The 16246-nt window shown below is 70.9% G+C and carries 12 protein-coding genes and 2 pseudogenes; 7 read left to right on the top strand and 7 right to left on the bottom strand.

Annotation, left to right across the window (positions count from 1 at the left end; genetic code table 11):
• Positions 1-11 precede the first annotated feature (11 nt).
• Positions 12-185, bottom strand: a pseudogene (locus tag ACRAKI_RS27630) (MBL fold metallo-hydrolase); the annotation flags it as partial.
• A gap of 175 nt (positions 186-360) precedes the next feature.
• On the opposite strand from ACRAKI_RS27630, the gene ACRAKI_RS27625 reads away from it, so the two are divergent.
• The gene (locus ACRAKI_RS27625; protein ID WP_447003414.1) at positions 361-1590 is read left to right on the top strand and encodes an ATP-binding protein; all 1230 of its coding nucleotides are present in this window, start codon (positions 361-363) and stop codon (positions 1588-1590) included.
• Here ACRAKI_RS27625 and ACRAKI_RS27620 read toward each other — a convergent pair.
• On the bottom strand, positions 1490-1942 hold the full coding sequence (locus ACRAKI_RS27620) for a DUF4357 domain-containing protein (RefSeq protein WP_447003413.1): 453 nt from the start codon (positions 1940-1942) through the stop codon (positions 1490-1492). The two genes, ACRAKI_RS27625 and ACRAKI_RS27620, sit on opposite strands and share 101 nt — an antisense overlap.
• A complete protein-coding gene (locus ACRAKI_RS27615; RefSeq protein WP_447003412.1) occupies positions 1921-2598 on the bottom strand; it encodes an MBL fold metallo-hydrolase in 678 nt (225 codons plus the stop codon). The genes ACRAKI_RS27620 and ACRAKI_RS27615 overlap by 22 nt, the downstream gene beginning before the upstream one ends.
• A 116-nt stretch (positions 2599-2714) precedes the next feature.
• Between ACRAKI_RS27615 and ACRAKI_RS27610 the strand changes: the two genes are divergently transcribed.
• A complete protein-coding gene (locus tag ACRAKI_RS27610; RefSeq protein ID WP_447003411.1) occupies positions 2715-3941 on the top strand; it encodes an acyltransferase family protein in 1227 nt (408 codons plus the stop codon).
• Here the strand turns inward: ACRAKI_RS27610 and ACRAKI_RS27605 are convergent.
• A pseudogene (locus ACRAKI_RS27605) lies at positions 3851-4588 on the bottom strand (maleylpyruvate isomerase family mycothiol-dependent enzyme); the annotation flags it as partial. The gene ACRAKI_RS27610 and the pseudogene ACRAKI_RS27605 sit on opposite strands and share 91 nt — an antisense overlap.
• 230 nt (positions 4589-4818) lie before the next feature.
• Here ACRAKI_RS27605 and uvrA point away from each other — a divergent pair.
• Together uvrA and ACRAKI_RS27595 are read left to right on the top strand one after the other, a co-directional pair.
• Positions 4819-7692: an excinuclease ABC subunit UvrA gene (gene uvrA, locus ACRAKI_RS27600; RefSeq protein ID WP_447003410.1), complete on the top strand. Its 2874-nt coding sequence runs from the start codon at positions 4819-4821 to the stop codon at positions 7690-7692.
• Positions 7693-7968: 276 nt separating this feature from the next.
• Positions 7969-8406 carry an SRPBCC family protein gene (locus ACRAKI_RS27595; protein ID WP_447003409.1) on the top strand — a complete coding sequence of 146 codons (438 nt, stop codon included), beginning with the start codon at positions 7969-7971 and terminating at the stop codon, positions 8404-8406.
• A 190-nt stretch (positions 8407-8596) separates the two neighbouring features.
• Here ACRAKI_RS27595 and ACRAKI_RS27590 read toward each other — a convergent pair whose 3' ends face one another.
• Complete coding sequence (locus ACRAKI_RS27590; RefSeq protein ID WP_447003408.1) at positions 8597-10177, bottom strand: N-acyl-D-amino-acid deacylase family protein; 1581 nt, start codon at positions 10175-10177, stop codon at positions 8597-8599.
• Between the two features lie 20 nt (positions 10178-10197).
• Entirely contained in the window at positions 10198-11451 is a 1254-nt protein-coding gene (locus ACRAKI_RS27585; protein ID WP_447003407.1) for an amino acid deaminase, read from the bottom strand.
• 113 nt (positions 11452-11564) lie between these two features.
• Here ACRAKI_RS27585 and ACRAKI_RS27580 point away from each other — a divergent pair, with 113 nt between their 5' ends.
• The 3 genes from ACRAKI_RS27580 to ACRAKI_RS27570 are packed head-to-tail and all read left to right on the top strand — an operon-like array spanning position 11565 to position 13686.
• Entirely contained in the window at positions 11565-12533 is a 969-nt protein-coding gene (locus ACRAKI_RS27580; protein ID WP_447003406.1) for a sugar kinase, read from the top strand.
• Positions 12530-13279 carry an IclR family transcriptional regulator gene (locus ACRAKI_RS27575; RefSeq protein WP_447003405.1) on the top strand — a complete coding sequence of 250 codons (750 nt, stop codon included), beginning with the start codon at positions 12530-12532 and terminating at the stop codon, positions 13277-13279. Before ACRAKI_RS27580 ends, ACRAKI_RS27575 begins: the two co-directional genes overlap by 4 nt.
• A gap of 23 nt (positions 13280-13302) precedes the next feature.
• Positions 13303-13686, top strand: a complete 384-nt coding sequence (locus ACRAKI_RS27570; RefSeq protein ID WP_447003404.1) for a RidA family protein — start codon at positions 13303-13305, stop codon at positions 13684-13686.
• A gap of 186 nt (positions 13687-13872) precedes the next feature.
• Here the strand turns inward: ACRAKI_RS27570 and ACRAKI_RS27565 are convergent, their stop codons facing one another.
• Positions 13873-16152 carry an ATP-binding protein gene (locus ACRAKI_RS27565; RefSeq protein ID WP_447003403.1) on the bottom strand — a complete coding sequence of 760 codons (2280 nt, stop codon included), beginning with the start codon at positions 16150-16152 and terminating at the stop codon, positions 13873-13875.
• Between the last annotated feature and the right edge of the window lie 94 nt (positions 16153-16246).

Here is a 16246-nt window from a genome sequence, read left to right as displayed (position 1 = left end):
GGGTTCACCAACCGCGAGCGCCACTCGGCCAGGTGAGGTCGTTCACTCCCGAGGGTGGAGTCGTCGCCGTGACCTGGGTAGAACCAGGTGTCGTCGGGCAGTTCGGCGAAGATCCGGGTCTCCACGTCGTCGATCAACGAGGTGAAGGTTTCCGGTGACGTGGTCTTGCCGACACCGCCCGGGAACCGCCGGGTTCTCCGCGAACAGTCGTCCTGGTCGGTGTCAGCGCTACCGCTGCCGGGCAAGCGGTTCAGCAGAGTGAGGCCCAGAAACGGCGCGTTATGTCGGTTTGGGAGACCGCGTTTTGTCGGTTACAGTCGCCCCGTGAGTGCTCTCGTACAGCGCAACGCAGCTGCAAGGGTGACCGAGCTACTGGCTTCGTTCCGCGTGGTCCTGCTCGGCGGCGCGCGGCAGACCGGGAAGACGACGCTGGTGCGCGAGTTGCTCGACCTGCCTGGCCACGCCTGGTTCAGCTTCGACGACGAGGCTGTGCTCGCCCGTGCGGCGGACGATCCGGTCGGTTTCGTGGACGCCTTGCCGCGACCGGCGGCGGTCGACGAGTTCCAGCGTGCCGGACGCGGCTTCCTGCTCGCGGTGAAGCAGGCGGCCGATCGCGACCGCGCGCGAGGTCAACTGCTGTTGACCGGGTCGACCAACTACCTGGCCGACAAGGGCCTCTCGGAGACCTTGGCCGGCCGCGCCGGCAGGCTGCTGCTCTGGCCGTTGTCGATGGGAGAGCGGCTGGGCGTGCGGGAGACCTTCCTGGACCTGCTGTTCGAACCGACCCGGTGGCCGGGTCGGTTCGAGCTGTTGCCGCGTGCGGAGTTGATCAGCACGTTGTTGGAGGGCGGGTACCCCGAGATCGTCACCGAAGGGCTTGCCGGACGTCAGCGCCGGAACTGGTTCGAGGCGTACGTGCACGACGTCGTGTCAAGGGAGGCGCTTCGCCCGATCGCCGAGGTCCGGTTGGAGGCCGGGCTGCGGAAGCTGCTGCGTCTCCTGGCCGCTCGCACCGGTCAGGAGCTGGTTGTCGCCGGAGTTGCCGGGGACGCCGAGATCGGCCGTGAGACCGCGTCGAACTACGTAGCCCTGCTGGAGGCCCTCCACTTGGTGACCTTGCTGCCCGCGTGGTCAACCAACATCACGAACAGGGCGAAGCGTCGCCCGAAGGTCGTTGTCGTGGACACGGGTCTCGCGGCGGATCTCTGCGGTCTCGGCGAGCAGGCGTTCTCCCTGACCGCCGATGGGACTGCGGCAGGTGCGCTGTTCGAGACGTTCGTGATCACCGAGGTCTTCAAGCAGGCCACGTGGAGCGAGCGGAGCGTGGACCTGTCGTACTTCCGTGACCGTGATGGGGCCGAGGTGGACCTCATCGTGGAGGACCGCAGGTCTGGTGAGCTGGCCGGCTTGGAGATCAAGCTGACCAGCACGCCGACTGCTCGGCATGCCAAGCACCTGGTGATGTTGCGGGACAAGCTGGGAAGTCGGTTCACGACGGGTCTGGTGCTCCACGCCGGATCGCAAGTGCTCCCGCTGGGCGACCGGATCTGGGCCGTTCCGGTTTCCGCTCTGTGGCGGTCGGACAGCTGACCGCGGTGCCGGCCCCGACCGGCCCGTCGGGGTGCGTCACACGGCCGTACCATGCGCAAGAGGTGCGCAGAGATGCCAAGGTTCGGTTTGCGTCGGTGCGCCACACGATCCAACCGTTGATCTGTGTTCCGGTGACTGCTTTCGCGGCGTCCGACGGGGTGTCGTACTCGGCGCCACTCGTCAGGACGATGCGCCCTTCCCGCGAGACTGCGGCGACGTGTTCCTCGCCTGCCCTGGGGCGGGTGAGCCGCAGGCGGTCACCCGCGCGGATCAGTTCGGCGTCGAGGAGATCGCGGATGCTCTCGCGACGGCTTTCCGGGGTCGGCGAGTTCACCAACCGCGTTCCCTCCATCCGTGGAGCTTGGGACGCTCCGCCCCGAGCGTGGAGTCGTCCCCGTGACCGGGATAGAACCAGGTGTCATCGGGTAGTTCACCGAAGACCCGGGCCTCCAAGTCGTCCATCAGGCTCGTGAAGTCCTCCGGGCTTGTTGTCCGTCCAGGACCGCCGGGGAACAGCGAGTCGCCGGTGAAGAGGTGGGGGTGCCCGCTCGGGTCCCGGTACAGGAGCGCGATCGAGCCCGGGGTGTGGCCGCGCAGGTGGATCACCGTCAACGGCACCTCGCCGACGTGCACGGTGTCACCGTGCTCCACCAGCACGTCCGGCGGAATCGGCAGGACGGGCGCGTCCGCCGCGTGCGCGACGGTGTTCGATCCGTTCGCGCCCGCCACCGCGCCCAGCGCACCCCAGTGGTCCGCGTGCTGGTGGGTCGTCACGACCGTCTTCAGCCGAGGGCGGTCCACCGAGTGGCCCACCACGTCCGACAGCCGCTGCGGGTCGGCCGCCGCGTCGATGAGCAGCGCCTCGTTCGTCTCACGGCACACCAGCAGGTAGGCGTTGTTGTCCATCGGCCCGACCGAGATCTTCGTGATGGTCAGCGCGTCCAACGTGCGCCGCGCCGCCGGGCCGCCCGGTGCCACGTGCCCCGTGTAGTCCTCTAGTACGTCCACGATGGCCGACGGTAGCCGACCGGCCACCCTTCAGGATCTCCACAGGTCCACCCCTTAGGGTTGGTACCGGTCACCGCCGCACCGCCGATGCCATCTGATTAGGGTTCTGCCACCTCGTGCCTACTAAACGTCGGATCAACTGGGACGTCCTGCGCATCCTCGCCGTGCTGTGCGTGCTCCTCCAACACGGCACCCACGCCGGACCGTCCGTCCACCCCGAGATCGGGCGACCGCACTTCGCCTTCACCCTCGAATTCGGCGCCAGCTCGCTCGTGGTGATCTCGGCCTTCTTCGCCTGCGCCTCGCTGGCCAAGGGCGAACCGGCCCGCTTCCTGCGCAACCGCCTGGCCCGCCTCATCCCCGCCTACGTGGTGGCCGCCACCTGCACCTACACCGTGCTGCGCTACCTCGCGCCGGACGGCTGGAGCCACCTCGAACCGCGCGACCTGCTCTTCAACATCCTCATGCTGCAGAACTGGGTCCCGGACGTCCGCCTGGTCGACTTCTCCTACTGGACGCTCCCCGTGCAGGTCACGGGCTTCGTCGCGGGCGCGCTGCTGGTCTCGCGGGTCAAGGGCGGCGCGGTCAAGGTCCTGCTCTGGGCGCTCGTGGCCGCACCGCTGGTCGCCCGGCTCTGGACGGTCGAACCCGGCGTGGTCCGCGCCCTCTACGACGGCCTCGGAGTGCACCGCGGGCAGCTGTTCGCCATCGGCGTCGGCATCTGGCTCTGGTCACGGGGGCGGATCGGCGACCGGCACCTGTTCGCCCTGCTCACCGCGGCCCTCCTGGCGCAGGCGGTGCACAGCGCGAACTTCGAGTCGACCGTCGGCCTCGGCGTCCTGCTGATCGGCGTGTGCGCCGCCGCCGGCGGGCAGGACTGGGACATCGCGCCCATCCGCGCGCTCGCCCGACCCATCAGGTGGCTCGCGGGCGTCTCGTACGGCGTGTACCTGGTCCACCAGGAGATCGGCTACGTGGTCATGGCGAAGGTCGCACCCCACGGCGGACCGCTGGCGCAGCTGGCGGCCTTCCTCGGCACGGCCGTCGTCCTCGGCTGGCTGCTGACCAAGTTCGTGGAACGCCCCGCGCACCGGGCGCTGACCGCGAGCCGCCCCACCCTGGTCGGACTGCTGCTCTCCGCCCGACTGCGCGGCGCTCAGAGCCACTTGGGCAGCGTCGGCGCGTTCCCGTTCAACCGGGCGCCGCTGCTGCGGCCGGTGAGCCACGCCAGCACGTCGGCCGCCGCACCGCTCACGGTGGCCGCCGCACCGCTCACGTCGGCTTCCGCGCCGCTCGCGGCCGGTGATGGGGCGCCGCTCGCGAACAACGCCCAACTGCCCTGACGGCCGTCCGGGAACACCGCCTCCACCCGCACCGCGGGCGCGTCGGCCCGGCCCGCGAACACCGCGGCGGCGTCGTCCAGGAAGCGCTCCAGCAGCTCCACCGGCAGGTCCTCGAAGCCGATGCCCCGATCGAGGTCGACCAGGTGGAACCACACCTCGCGCACCCGCAGCCACGGCACGCGGTGCGCCCGGAACGCGCCCCCCTTCGGGTGCGTGACCTCCGCCTCCCACGCCGTCGCGGGCAGCTCGCGGGCAGCCGTGGCGAACCGCTGGCACGCCGCGTCCAGATCCGCCCGCAACAGCTGCGGCAACCTGCCCGCGCCCTCGGCGATGTCCGCGTCACGGTCCGCCGCGCTCGGGTACATCTGGTGCTCGACGCCCGTCTTCGCCCATGTCAGCAAGTTCACCAAGGCGTCCGCGTTGCGTGCGAGATGCGTCACGACGTGCCCCCGGCTCCACCCCGGCAACAGGCTCGGACCGCGCAGCGCGGCGAGGTCGAGGGCCGCCACGACCTCGTACAACGCCTCTGTCGCCCGTTCCACCTCGGCGAGTCCGGTGACCGCGGCCTGGACCGCGAAAGACTGCTCGCGGGGCGCGGGTACGCTCGTCTGGTCGGATCGGACCTGGGCGGCATCGGCGAAGCTCATGGGCACCTCATCCCGGAGTCATGCGGCCGAACGGCCTATCGCCCCAGCGTAGGGGCCATGGCTACCTGTCGGTAGAGCCGTTGGCGCACGATCGTGAAAGTGCCCGTAACGGTTTTGTCGGTGGTCGCACCTAGCATGGTTGACGCCCTCCCCGACAGGGCCGAAGCAGTGGTCCGATACGCTTTTCGAACGTCTGTTCGGGGGAAGGTCGAATACCGAAGGGAACCGTTGTGGCCGACCGGCTTGTCGTTCGCGGGGCGCGCGAGCACAACCTGCGAGGGGTGGACCTCGACCTGCCGAGGGACAGCCTCATCGTGTTCACCGGGCTCTCGGGCTCCGGCAAGTCCAGCCTCGCCTTCGACACGATCTTCGCCGAAGGCCAGCGCCGCTACGTCGAATCGCTGTCCGCGTACGCGCGGCAGTTCCTCGGTCAGATGGACAAGCCGGACGTCGACTTCATCGAGGGCCTGTCGCCCGCCGTGTCGATCGACCAGAAGTCCACCAGCCGCAACCCGCGGTCCACCGTGGGCACCATCACCGAGGTCTACGACTACCTGCGGCTCCTCTACGCCCGCGCCGGCAAGGCGCACTGCCCGACCTGCGGCGAGGCGATCAGCAAGCAGACGCCGCAGCAGATCGTGGACCAGGTGCTGGCGATGGAGTCCGGCACCAAGTTCCAGGTCCTCGCGCCCGTCATCCGGGGCCGCAAGGGCGAGTACCTCGACCTGTTCTCCACCCTCCAGTCCCAGGGCTACTCGCGCGCCAAGGTCGACGGCGTCGTGTACGCGCTGGGCGAGGTGCCGAAGCTGAAGAAGCAGGAGAAGCACCACATCGCGGTCGTGATCGACCGCCTGAGCGTGAAGGCCGGTTCCAAGCAGCGGCTGACCGACTCCGTGGAGACGGCGCTGCGCCTGGCCGACGGCCTGGTCGAGCTGGAGTTCGTCGACGTGCCGGAGAACGACCCCGGCCGGGTGCGCGGCTTCTCCGAGAACCTGGCCTGCCCGAACGGTCACCCGCTGGCGATCGAGGACCTGGAGCCCCGGTCGTTCTCGTTCAACTCGCCCTACGGCGCGTGCCCCGTGTGCACCGGCATCGGCGTGCGCAAGGAGGTCGACCCGGAGCTCGTCGTGCCGGACGACGAGCTGTCCCTGGCCGACGGTGCCATCGCACCGTGGGCCAGCGGCCAGACCGCCGAGTACTTCACCCGGTTGCTGGAATCGCTGGGCCTGGCCATCGGCTTCCGGATGGACACGCCGTGGCGGCAGCTGCCCGCCAAGGCGCAGAAGGCCGTGCTGCACGGCGTCGACGAGCAGGTCAACGTCCGCTACAAGAACCGCTACGGCCGTGAGCGCTCCTACTACGCCAACTACGAGGGCGTGATCCCGTTCCTGGAACGGCGGCAGGAGCAGACCGAGTCCGAGTACATGCGGGAGAAGTACGAGGGCTACATGCGGGAGGTGCCGTGCCCGTCCTGCCAGGGCACCCGCCTCAAGCCCGAGATCCTGGCCGTCACGCTGCACCACGGGCGCAAGGGCGACAAGTCCATCGCCGAGGTGTGCGCCATGTCGGTGGCCGAGTGCTCCGAGTTCCTCGACGGGCTGAAGCTCGGCAAGCGCGAGTCGATGATCGCCGGCGCGGTGCTCAAGGAGATCCAGGCACGGCTGCACTTCCTGCTCGACGTGGGCCTCGACTACCTGTCGCTGGACCGCGCGTCCGGCACCCTCTCGGGTGGTGAGGCGCAGCGGATCAGGCTCGCCACGCAGATCGGCTCCGGCCTGGTCGGGGTGCTGTACGTGCTGGACGAGCCGTCGATCGGGCTGCACCAGCGCGACAACCACCGGCTGATCGAGACGCTGAGCAGGCTGCGCGACCTGGGCAACACGCTGATCGTGGTCGAGCACGACGAGGACACCATCCGCACGTCCGACTGGGTGGTCGACATCGGCCCCGGCGCGGGCGAGCACGGCGGCAAGGTCGTGCACAGCGGCCCGTACAAGGAGCTGCTGAAGAACAAGGAGTCGATCACCGGCGCGTACCTGTCCGGCCGCCGGTCGATCCCGATGCCCGCGGTGCGGCGCAAGATCGACAAGAAGCGGCAGCTGACGGTGGTCGGCGCGCGCGAGCACAACCTGCGCGGCATCGACGTGTCGTTCCCGCTCGGCTGCCTCGTGGCGGTGACGGGCGTGTCCGGCTCCGGCAAGTCGACGCTGGTCAACGACATCCTGGCGACCGTGCTGGCGAACAAGCTCAACGGCGCCCGGCAGGTGCCGGGCCGGCACACCCGGATCCGGGGCCTGGAGGAGGTCGACAAGCTGGTGCAGGTCGACCAGTCGCCGATCGGCCGCACCCCGCGGTCCAACCCGGCCACCTACACGGGTGTGTTCGACCACGTCCGGAAGCTGTTCGCGTCGACCACCGAGGCGAAGGTGCGCGGCTACCAGCCTGGGCGGTTCTCGTTCAACGTCAAGGGCGGGCGCTGCGAGGCGTGCGCGGGCGACGGCACCATCAAGATCGAGATGAACTTCCTGCCGGACGTGTACGTGCCGTGCGAGGTGTGCAAGGGCGCCCGGTACAACCGCGAGACGCTGGAAGTGCACTACAAGGGAAAGACGATCGCCGAAGTCCTCGACATGCCGATCGAGGAAGCCGCGACGTTCTTCGAGCCGATCAACTCGATCCACCGGCACCTGCGCACCCTGGTCGACGTGGGCCTCGGGTACGTGCGGCTCGGGCAGCCCGCGCCGACGCTGTCCGGCGGTGAGGCGCAGCGGGTGAAGCTGGCGGCGGAACTGCAGAAGCGGTCCACCGGCAAGACGGTCTACATCCTCGACGAGCCGACCACCGGCCTGCACTTCGAGGACATCCGCAAGCTGCTCGGCGTGATCAACGGTTTGGTCGACAAGGGCAACACGGTGATCGTGATCGAGCACAACCTCGATGTGATCAAGACGTCGGACTGGTTGGTCGACATGGGGCCGGAGGGCGGGTCCGGCGGCGGCATGGTGATCGCCGAGGGCACGCCGGAGCAGGTCGCGGACGTCCCGGACAGCTACACCGGGCAGTTCCTGCGGCAGGTGCTGCCCGCCGAGGCCGCCGTGGGTTGAGCATCCGCTGAGCCAAGATCACCCAGAAGCGTTACGGCTAGCGGGGATGAACGGTAATCCCGGTTGCGTTGCCGGAAGTATGGAGGAGCGGCGGCCTGGCACACCGGTGGACGGGTACCCGGTGGACGGGTGGCCGTCGCGCCGGAAGGACAGGTGGGGTCGCCGGAAGGCCAGGTTGGTCGTGCGCAGGAAGGTAGGGGGGTCGCGCGGGCGGTCGTCGTGCGTGATCATGGCGGTATGCCGCTGAACTCGTACCGATTCCGCAGCGTGTGGTCAGTGGACAGCACTCCCGCGCAGACCTTCGACGTGCTGGCCGACCTCCGCAGCTACCCGCACTGGTGGCGTGAGGTGCGGGAGGCGCGCCAGGTGGCCGAGAACGCGGCCGAGCTGCGGTGCCGTTCCGTGCTGCCGTACGACCTGGTCTTCGAGGCGCACCACAACGCCAAGGAGCCGGACGCGGGATTGCTGCGCGCCGACCTGGTCGGCGACATGGACGGCACGGTGAGCTGGCGGATCTCCGCCCAGGGAACCGGGTCGCGCATCGTGTACGACCAGGAAGTCGTGGTGCGCAAGCCCTTGATCCGCCGCCTGGCCCTGGTCAGCCGCCCGATCCTCAAGGCCAACCACGAGCTGATGATGCGCAGCGGCCAACGCGGCCTCCGCACCTACCTCGCCGGCTTCCAGGCCGCCTCCAGCACATCGCCAACCGCCTGAGTCCTGCCCGAGCGCACCCGAGCCCTACCCCGCGGGCACCACGTCCGGACGCGTGAGTCCTCCGTCCAGAACGCGTGAGTCCTCCGTTCGGAACACACGTGTTCGACGTTCACCACCCCCGAGTCCACCGTCCAGGACTCGCCGCCGGTGTCGGACCTGCCGGCTGATCCCGCGCGAACCCGCCGGCCGATCACGCGCGGTGGCGCAGGGAGCGGCCGGGTAGGGCGCCGGTGCGCCGGCCCTCGTCGATCACCGGGACCCCGTTGACCAGGACGTGCGCGATGCCCACGGCGGGCTGCCGGGGCTCCTCGAACGTGGCCCGGTCGGCGACCGTGTCCGGGTCGAACAGCACGAGGTCGGCCGCATACCCCACCTTGACGAGTCCGCGGTCCGACAGCCGCAGCCGCCGGGCCGCACGCCCGGTCAGGTGGGACACGCACTCCTCCAACCCGAGCACCCCCAGTTCCCGCACGTACCGGCCCAGGTAACGCGGGAACGTCCCCCACCCGCGGGGGTGCGGCCGGTCACCGACCAACAGCCCGTCACTGCCGCCGGTGTGCGCGGGGTGCCGCATGATCGCCCGCACGTTGTCCTCGTCACCCACGTGCATCAGGCACGACGTCCCCAGCCGCTCGGAAACCAGCACGTCGAAGTACAGCTCGGCGGGCGGCCGACCGGCCCGGCGCGCCGACTCCGCCACGGAAAGCCCGACCAGGTGCGCGTTCTCCGCCGCGCGCACCCCGTTGACCTCGATGACCTCCCAGTCCACCGGCACCCCGTGGCAACCGTCCGACCCGGTCTCCTCCAGCTCCACCCGGATCCGCTCCCGGGCGTCCGGATCGGACAGCCGGGCCACCGTCGCCGCCGGCCCACCCGCACCGGCCCAGCTCGGCAGCAACGCGGACAGGTACGTGGCGCCCGGCAGGTACGGGTACGAGTCGAGCGTGACGTCCACGCCGGCCGCCGCGGCGTCGTCGAGCAGTGCCAGCAGCTCACCGGCCCGACCCCGGTTGACCTCGAAGTTCATCGTCGCGTGCGCTAGGTGCAGCGGGCACCCGGACTCACGCGCCACCCCCAACACCTCCGCGTACGCCTCCAGCGCGCCGGCGCCGTAGCTGCGGTGGTGCGGGCTGTAGAACCCGCCGAGCCCGCCGACGACCCGGCACAACGCGGTCAGCTCCGCCGTGTCGGCATACATGCCGGGCGTGTAGGTCAGCCCGGACGACATCCCCACCGCGCCCTCGCGCAACGACCGCGCCAGCACGACCCGCATCCGGTCCAGCTCGGCGTCGGTGGCCGGCCGGTCGTCGTACCCGACGCAGAGCATCCGCAGCGTCCCCTGGGGCACGAGGTACGCGGCGTTGACCGCGACGCCCCGGTCGAGCCGGTCCAGGTACTCGCCGACCGACCGCCAGTCCCAGTCGAACCCCGGCGGGTCGTCGTTCCACCCGGCCAGCTGCCCGCGCAGCACGGCCAGCACGTCGTCGTCGACCGGCGCGTACGACAGCCCGTCCTGTCCCAGGACCTCCGTCGTCACGCCCTGGGACACCTTGGCCAGGTGCTCCGGCTCGACCAACAACCGCAGGTCGGAGTGCGAGTGCATGTCGATGAAACCCGGCGCGAGCACCAGACCGCCGGCGTCGACCACCCGCCGCCCGCCGATCCGGCCGCCGATCGCGGCGATCCGCCCGTCGCGCACGCCCACGTCCGCCCGGAACCCGGGCGCGCCGGTGCCGTCGACCACCCGCGCGCCCCTGAAGACGATCTCCACGCCGCCGCCCTCGAAAGCCCTCAGAAGTACGTGCGCACCAGGTCGACCACGGTCGTGCCCTCGACCACCGGGATCAGCGGCCACTTGTCGAACACCGTGCAGGGGTGCGACAGGCCCAGACCGACCCAGTCACCGACCTCCACGTCGTCACCGGAAAGCCGAACGAACGCGTGCTGGTCGTTGAGCGCCGTGACCTCGGCCCGCAACGGACGCTCGGCACCGTCACGACCGCGCACCACCTGCGGCTCGGGCAGCCCTTCGTCGAACGACGCGTCCCGCTTGCCCAGCGTCAGCAACGCCAGGTCGGGCTGCGGCAGCGACGTGACCTGCGCCCACGCCCGCAGAGCCGGCCGGAACGGTTCCGAACCCGGCGTGCGCCCGAACGGCGAGATACCGCGGTAGAACCCGTCGTCGTGGGTGATGTAAGCGCCACTGCGCAGCACCGGCCGCACCGGGAACGGCCACGCCTCGGTCAGCCTGGCCGCCACCTGGTCGAAGTACGCGCTACCACCGGCCGTGACGATCGGTTCGTCCACTTCGAACAGGTCGGCCAAAGCGACCGTCAACTCCCGCAACGAAGTCAGGTATCCGTCCACAATGGATCGTGCTGCAACGGACGCGTCATGCGCCAAGGCGCCCTCGTAACCGCCCACGCCGGCCACCCGCAACACCGGGCTGGCCACCGCCGCACGCGCGACGTCGAGAGCCGTGGCCAGGTCACGGGCCCCGGTCCGCCCACCGTGCGCACCCAGTTCGACCAGCACGTCGACCGGGCGCGCGACCGAGCCCAACGCCTCGGTCATCCGCGCCACCCCCGCCACCGAATCCACCCAACAGGTGAACTCGAACGTGTCATCGGCGGCCAGCTCCGCGGCCAGCCACCGCAGCCCCGCCGGATCGACCAACTGGTTCGCCAGCAGGACCCGGCCCACCCCGAACGCCCGGTACACCCGGAGCTGGCTCGTGTTGGCCGCCGTGATGCCCCACGCGCCGTGCGCCAACTGGCGGGCGAACAGCTGCGGGGCCATGGTCGTCTTGCCGTGCGGCGCCAGCAGCACACCGCGATCGGCGCACCACCGCGCCATGGCGGCGAGGTTGTGCTCCAGCGCGGCGGCGTCCAGCACGACCAGCGGGCCGACGAAACCACCGGTGAACAGGTCGAGCCGGCGCCCGGCCACGTCGCCGATCGTCGCGCCGAACACGTCCGCCGGCAGGCCCTTGAACCGCCAGTCGACCCGTTCGTCGCGGATGGCGGCCACAGCGTCCAGGTCCACGGTCCCCGCTCCTCACGTTGCATGTAACGCAACGACTATTGCGCGATGTGATCACCCAGTGTGTAACATTCGCTCGCCCACCCCGTCAATCACGCGAGCCCGAGGGAGCAAGGATGCGGTTCGACCTGCCGGGCGGCGTGGTGTGCCTCGGCGAGACCATGGCGGTCCTGGTCCCCGCCGAACCCGGCCCGGTGCGCGCGGCCCGCACCTGGACGCGCGCGATCGGCGGCGCCGAGTCCAACGTCGCCATCCACCTCGCGCGGCTCGGCGTCCGCAGCCGGTGGGTGAGCGCCGTGGGCGACGACGCGTTCGGCGGGGCCGTCCTCGACACCGTCGGCGGCGCGGGCGTGGACGTCACCGACGTGCGCGTCGACCCCGACCGGCCGACCGGCCTCTACGTCAAGGAAGCCCACGCCGACGGCAGCCCCGTCCGCTACTACCGGCGCGGCTCGGCGGCGTCCGCCATGGGCCCCGCCACCCTGGACCGGCTCACCCTGGACGACGTCGTGTTGACGCACGTCACCGGCATCACCGCGGCCCTCTCCGACACCTGCCTGGACCTGGTGCGCGCCATCCTCGCCCGACCACGCACCGTCCCCGCGTCGTTCGACCTCAACTGGCGGCCCGCCCTGTGGCGCGACCGCGACCCGTCCGTGCTGCACGGCCTGGCCGACGCCGCGGACATCGTGCTCACCGGATCGGACGAGGCGCAGACCGTGTGGGGCACCGGCGACCCGGCGGAACTGCGGGCGCTGCTCCCGGGACCGAAGACCCTCGTGGTCAAGCACGGCGCACGCGGCGCGACCGTCGTGGAAGACGACGCGACGACGTTCCAACCCGCCCTGCGGGTCGACGTGGTCGAACCGGTCGGCGCCGGTGACGCGTTCGCCGCCGGCTACCTCGCCGCGCACCTCGCCGGCGAGCCACCCGCACGACGCCTGCGCGCCGGCCACCTCCAAGCCGCCGCGGCCCTGCTCACCAGGGAGGATGTCGGCGACCCGCTGCCACCCGCGGTGACCGCGCCACTGCTGGACGCCGACTCCCGCACGTGGGCCGCCGCACACCTGAGGAGACGTCGATGAGCCAAAGCCTGGACCGGGCGCTGACCCTGGTGGGGGAACTGGCCACCGGACCGAAGACGCTGGACGAGCTGTCGGGCGCCATCGACGTGCACAAGTCCACCGCCATGCGACTGCTGCGGACCCTCGAGTCCCACCGGTTCGTGCAGCGCGAAGGCGTGCACCACTACCGGCTCGGCACCGCGCTGTTCGACCTCGCCAACCGGGCGCTGGAAGAGCGGGACGTGCGGCGCAGCGCCGAGAGCGCCCTCCGCGACCTGAACACCCGCACCGGCTACACCGTCCACCTCGCCTCCTACGAGGGCGGTGAGGTCATCTACATCGACAAGTACGACAGCACCCACCCCATGCGCATGTACTCGTGCATCGGCAGACGCGCCCCGCTGCACTGCACCGCCGTCGCCAAGGTGCTGCTCTCGGACCTGCCCGAACCGCGCCGCCGCGAAGTCGCGCACACCATCGACTACGTGCCGCTGACCGCGAACACCATCACCTCACCCGACGCCTACCTGGCCGAACTGGACCGCGTCCGCACCGCCGGCTACGCCGTGGACAACGCCGAGCACGAGGACTTCATCCACTGCATCGCCGCACCCGTCCGCGGCGCGCGCGGCGAGGTCGTGGCGGCCGTGTCGCTGTCCGTGCCCAAGGTCCTGCTGGACTTCGACGGCCTCCTCGCCCACCTGCCCGACCTGCTCGCGACCGCACGGGCGGCGTCCGTCGAGTGCGGCTGGTCGCCCCGCGACTGACCACCCACCAGAGAAGGAAGCACATGCAGAAGACCGAGATCAGGACCGCTGACGCCCCCGCTCCCGTGGCCGCGTTCTCCCAGGGCGTCCGCAAAGGCCCCATCCTCCAGGTGGCGGGCCAGGTCGCGTTCGACCCCGCCACCGGCGCCGTCGTCGGCGACACCGTGGCCGAGCAGACCCGGCAGGCGCTGCGCAACGTGGTCGCCGTGCTGAAGGCCGGCGGCGCGTCCCTCGCCGACGTGGTGATGCTCCGCGTCTACCTCACCGACACCGCCCACTTCGCCGACATGAACGCCGTCTACGACGAGGTCGTCACCGAAGAGCCGTTCCCCGCGCGCACCACCGTCTACGTCGGCCTGCCCGCCGGCCTCCTGGTCGAGATCGACGCCCTCGCCGTGCTCGACTGACCCCGTGCTCGACCGGCCCGGTACTTCTGCCGGTAGTTCTGCGTGGTCTTCACCTGCCACGACGACTTGACTTGGGGCCGCAACCCCCTCGGAGAAGCACGTCATGGAAGGACCCGGCGATGGCTAGGAACGCATCACCGATCGGCTGAGCGCGTCGGACCGCCCACTCCCGCGGACGACGGCGGACTACCGACGCGACCTCACGGCCACGGCCCGGTCACGGCACTCCCCAGCCGCGACCGGGTCGCCCAGGTCGTCGTGCACCTCGGCCAACGCGTCGAGCGCATCCGCCAAGCGGCGGTGGCGGTGCCCGTCCGCCAACCCGACCGCCGACACCAGCTCCGCCCGCGCCCCCGCCGGATCACCCAGCCGGTGCATCGCCAGCCCCCGCAGGTAACGGGCATCGCACAGGCTCGGCAACGCCGATCGCACCAGGCCCAGCGCCTCGTCCGCCGTCGCCAGCACCTCCGGCCACCGCGCCAACCGGCACAGGCTCTCCGCCATCCGCACCAACAGCGTCGCCGACATCTCCGCCGTCATCACCGGCGCCAGGCCCAACCGGCCGGAGCGCACGTCCGCCAGCAGCTCCCGGTTCACCTCGAACGCCTCCTCGTAGCGCGCCAACTGGTCCAAGACCAGAGCCAGGCACGACAACGAGATCCGCTCACCCAACGGGTAACCGGCCACCCGGAACAACTCCTGCGCCCGCCGCGCGCTCACCTGCGCCGCCTCCGACAACCCGGTCCGCAGCTCCGACACCGCCCGGTAGTGCAACGCCCAACCCTGCTCCCGGACGTCCCCCGCCTCCACCGCCGCCCGCCACGCCTCGCCGTGCAGCGCCAACGCCTCCGCGTGCCGCCCCATCAGCACCTCCAGCGTCCACGTCAGGAAGTTCAGCTGCACCGCCTCGTCCCGCACGCTCCCCAACGCCCGCGCCGCCGCCACGCCCGCGGTGAACACCTCCACCCACGTCTCACCACGCCCGCGCTGATCCGAATACCAGTGCATGGCCGTCGCCAGCCGCAACACCTCGGCGTGCAGCCCGTCGGCCGAAGCCCACCGCAGCGCACCAAGCCAGTTCGCCGTCTCCGCCGCCAGCCAGGCATCCGCCTCCTCCTGACCGCCCAACGCCCCCGACGCCCGCGCCTCCGGCCCGAAGAACCCCGCCGCCTCCACCGCCGTCCCCAGCAGCCAGTCCACCGCACGCCGCCGCGCCCGCCCCACCACCGGCGCCGGCTCCTCGTCCACCAGCCGCTCACCCGCGAACACCCGGATCAGGTCGTGGAACACGTACCGGCCGGGCACCTCCGCGGTGTCCAGCAGGCTCATGTCGACCAGCTCCTCCACCATGTCCTCGGCCGCGAACCGGTCCACATCGGCCAACACCGCCGCCAGCTCCGGCCCGAAATCCGCCCCCGGCACCAACGACAGCCTCCGGAACAGCACCGCCGCCTTCTCGCCCAACTGCCGGTACGACATCTCGAACGCCGTCCGCACCTGCAGGTCACCCGCCGTCAACGCGGACAGCCTGCGCCGCTCGTCCACCAGCTGACCCGCCAGGTGCCCGATCGTCCACTTCGGACGGCTCGCCAACCGGTTGCCCGCGATCCGCAGCGCCAGCGGCAGGTGCCCGCACAACTTCGCCACCCGCGCCGTCGCCACCGGCTCCGCGCCCACCCTCGCCCGCCCGGCGATCGCACCCAGCAGCTCGAACGACTCCGCCGGGGCCAGCACGTCCAGCCCCAACCGCCGACCCGCCTCCAACCCGCCCAGCACCAGCCGCGACGTCACCACCACCAGCGACCGCCCACCCGTCGCCAACAACGGCCGCACCTGTGCCTCGTCCGACGCGTTGTCCAGCACCAACAACGTCGACCGCTCCCGCAGCCGCGCCCGGTACAGGTCCGAACGCTCCGCCTCACCCGCCGGGACCTGCTTCTCCGGCACCCCCAGCGCCAACAGCATCCGGTGCACCACCTCCGACGGGTGGACCGGCCGCGCGTCCATCCCCCGCAGGGTGAAGAAGAAGCACCCGTCCGCGAACAGGGACGCCAACCGGTACGCCGCCCGCACCGCCAACGCCGTCTTCCCCGCACCCGGGGGCCCGTGCACCACCACCAACGACGTGGTCCCCGCCCGCGTCTCCTCCGCCACCGCCGTCAACACGGCCAACTCGGCCTCACGCCCCGCCAGATCCGCCACATCAGGCGGCAACGCCGAAGGGGTCACCGACGGCGCACGCCGCACCCGGCCCTCCTTGGCCGCGTCCAACAACGCCCGGACCTCCGGCTCCGCCAACGACAGCACACCGGCCAACGCCTCCACCGTGCGTCGCTGAGGCCCCTTCGCGCGACCTCGCTCCATGTCGCTGATCGCCCGCACGCTGACACCGGAACCCCCGGCCAGCTCTTCCTGCGTCAACCGGGCCCGCAACCGGTGCGCGCGCAGCAGCTCACCGAACGTCATCCCCACACGTCGACATTAGTGCGCCACGACCCCACCGAGCCCGGCGATGCCGATCACGTCCGCTTCCGGTGACCTTTTACTGGTAAGACCACAC

It is taken from the genome of Saccharothrix isguenensis (genome assembly GCF_052936305.1).
Note: the sequence above shows the minus strand (reverse complement) of the source record. Positions and strands in the feature narration are given on the sequence as shown.

Coding starts and splice junctions, on each gene's coding strand:
- ACRAKI_RS27620 (WP_447003413.1), bottom strand. CDS start 1,942: ATGGAGGGAACGCGGTTGGTGAACTCGCCGACCCCGGAAAGCCGTCGC.
- ACRAKI_RS27580 (WP_447003406.1), top strand. CDS start 11,565: ATGCGGTTCGACCTGCCGGGCGGCGTGGTGTGCCTCGGCGAGACCATG.
- ACRAKI_RS27575 (WP_447003405.1), top strand. CDS start 12,530: ATGAGCCAAAGCCTGGACCGGGCGCTGACCCTGGTGGGGGAACTGGCC.
- ACRAKI_RS27570 (WP_447003404.1), top strand. CDS start 13,303: ATGCAGAAGACCGAGATCAGGACCGCTGACGCCCCCGCTCCCGTGGCC.
- ACRAKI_RS27565 (WP_447003403.1), bottom strand. CDS start 16,152: ATGACGTTCGGTGAGCTGCTGCGCGCGCACCGGTTGCGGGCCCGGTTG.